We start from the raw sequence: 1,574 nt of genomic DNA on the forward strand, positions 1-1,574 counted from the left end.
GGGGGTTGTTGTTTCAGATACTGCACAGTGGACGCGAAGCATGTGTGGTCAAGCCCTCGGCTTATTAGTACCGGTCAACTCCAACCCTCACGGGTCTTCCATATCCGGCCTATCAACCCGGTCATCTCCCGGGAGCCTTAACCCCACACAGGGGGTGGGAGTCCTCATCTCGAAGCAGGCTTCCCGCTTAGATGCTTTCAGCGGTTATCCCTCCCGAACGTAGCCAACCAGCCATGCTCTTGGCAGAACAACTGGCACACCAGAGGTCCGTCCGTCCCGGTCCTCTCGTACTAGGGACAGCCCTTCTCAAGACTCCTACGCGCGCAGCGGATAGGGACCGAACTGTCTCACGACGTTCTAAACCCAGCTCGCGTACCGCTTTAATGGGCGAACAGCCCAACCCTTGGGACCGACTCCAGCCCCAGGATGCGACGAGCCGACATCGAGGTGCCAAACCATCCCGTCGATATGGACTCTTGGGGAAGATCAGCCTGTTATCCCCGGGGTACCTTTTATCCGTTGAGCGACGGCGCTTCCACAAGCCACCGCCGGATCACTAGTCCCGACTTTCGTCCCTGCTCGACCCGTCAGTCTCACAGTCAAGCTCCCTTGTGCACTTACACTCACCACCTGATGACCAACCAGGCTGAGGGAACCTTTGGGCGCCTCCGTTACATTTTAGGAGGCAACCGCCCCAGTTAAACTACCCACCAGACACTGTCCCTGATCCGGATCACGGACCCAGGTTAGACATCCAGCACGATCAGAGTGGTATTTCAACAACGACTCCACACCCGCTGGCGCGAATGCTTCACAGTCTCCCACCTATCCTACACAAACCGAACCGAACACCAATATCAAGCTGTAGTAAAGGTCCCGGGGTCTTTCCGTCCTGCTGCGCGAAACGAGCATCTTTACTCGTAGTGCAATTTCACCGGGCCTATGGTTGAGACAGTCAAGAAGTCGTTACGCCATTCGTGCAGGTCGGAACTTACCCGACAAGGAATTTCGCTACCTTAGGATGGTTATAGTTACCACCGCCGTTTACTGGCGCTTAAGTTCTCAGCTTCGCCACACCGAAATGTGACTAACCGGTCCCCTTAACGTTCCAGCACCGGGCAGGCGTCAGTCCGTATACATCGCCTTACGGCTTCGCACGGACCTGTGTTTTTAGTAAACAGTCGCTTCTCGCTGGTCTCTGCGGCCACCACCAGCTCCGAGTGCAAGACTCTTCACCGGCCGTGGCCCCCCTTCTCCCGAAGTTACGGGGGCATTTTGCCGAGTTCCTTAACCATAGTTCACCCGAACGCCTCGGTATTCTCTACCAGACCACCTGAGTCGGTTTAGGGTACGGGCCGCAACAGCACTCGCTAGAGGCTTTTCTCGACAGCATAGGATCATCCACTTCACCACAATCGGCTCGGCATCAGGTCTCAGGCTTCGTGCCATGCGGATTTACCTGCATGACGCCCTACACCCTTACCCCGGGACAACCACCGCCCGGGCTGGACTACCTTCCTGCGTCACCCCATCACTCACCTACTACAGACTCGGACCGCCGGCTCCACCACACC

1 rRNA gene is annotated in these 1,574 nt (G+C 57.0%); it reads right to left on the reverse strand.

What is annotated here, in order from left to right:
• Nucleotides 1–44: 44 nt before the first annotated feature.
• Nucleotides 45–1,574, reverse strand: a 23S ribosomal RNA gene (locus AN215_RS00115); the annotation flags it as partial.

This window comes from Streptomyces abyssalis (assembly GCF_001751365.1).
Lineage (GTDB): Bacteria > Actinomycetota > Actinomycetes > Streptomycetales > Streptomycetaceae > Streptomyces > Streptomyces abyssalis.